This window comes from Enterococcus sp. 125944 (assembly GCF_051909435.1).
Classification (GTDB): domain Bacteria; phylum Bacillota; class Bacilli; order Lactobacillales; family Enterococcaceae; genus Enterococcus_D; species Enterococcus_D gallinarum.
This window is the reverse complement of record NZ_JBQASY010000062.1, coordinates 1-907: the sequence shown is the minus strand read 5'-3', so window position 1 is coordinate 907 and position 907 is coordinate 1. Positions and strand designations below refer to the sequence as shown.

2 protein-coding genes are annotated in these 907 nt (G+C 38.8%); both read left to right on the top strand.

Going from position 1 to position 907, the window contains the following annotated elements:
• Window positions 1-355 (top strand): hypothetical protein (locus ACTFWY_RS17790; RefSeq protein ID WP_439939978.1); only part of this gene is annotated, 355 nt, incomplete at its 5' end.
• Between the two features lie 45 nt (window positions 356-400).
• On the top strand, window positions 401-784 hold the full coding sequence (gene gpG / locus ACTFWY_RS17785; protein WP_123836386.1) for a phage tail assembly chaperone G: 384 nt from the start codon (window positions 401-403) through the stop codon (window positions 782-784).
• Window positions 785-907: the final 123 nt, after the last annotated feature.

Below are 907 nucleotides of genomic sequence, written 5' to 3'. Positions count from 1 at the left end.
GAATTATCATAGAAAGGAGCAAATGAAGATGGCAGATACATTTCGAATTTACAAAGGTGATACTAAAATTGTTGAGGGAGCAAGTCCTTTATCGATTACAGGTATAGAGCCTGCTACAGAAGTGGCAGCTGGCGAATACAAAGCAACGAGGGTACAAAATGGTAAAGAATCGGCAAAGGTCGATATTCCAGCATTTACAGTCAAGACTGCTGAAACATTCAGCGCTGATGTTGATGTGAAACCAACATCAGCAAATAAGGTAGAAGAAATCAAAGCGTGGTTAACAGCAAACGACATTGATTATGCCGGAAAGACCACGAAGACTGATTTGTTAGCTTTAGTATCGAAAGACTAGTCACATCGACTAGTCTTTTTATATTGATTTTAGGAGGATTTATTGATGACTGAAAGAACAATCAAATTACGCTTACGAAATGCTAAAGGTGACGTTGAAGAATTTTTTCAAGACTTCGTACCTTTTTCGAAACGATTAGATTATATCCGACTAGAAAAGGAATTGGAAAACCGCAAAGACGAAAGCGGAGAATTGATCAAGCCGACAGAGTCGGACTACATGGAACTACAAGCAGAGTTTGTCGCTAGCTTATTTAACGATAAGAAAGTCAATAAGAAAGCGATTCTGGAAGGATTGGATACGCAAGACCTTGACGTGATTTATGATATTGTCCGTTATCGTGTTCTTGGTTTTTCAAAGGAAGAGGACGAAGCGTTAAAAAAAGCTCTGGCAGCGGAAATGTCAGCTGGTCAGAATTCTACGACTTAGAAATTAGCTTTGTTCGTGATGTAATTTCCGCTATGCCGTCCATGACAATCAAAAATCTAATGGACACTGAGTGTTTGGACGTAGACGAGATTCTGCTGAGTTCAGAATCAAAAAAGAAAAAAA

Coding starts and splice junctions, on each gene's coding strand:
- gpG (WP_123836386.1), top strand. CDS start 401: ATGACTGAAAGAACAATCAAATTACGCTTACGAAATGCTAAAGGTGAC.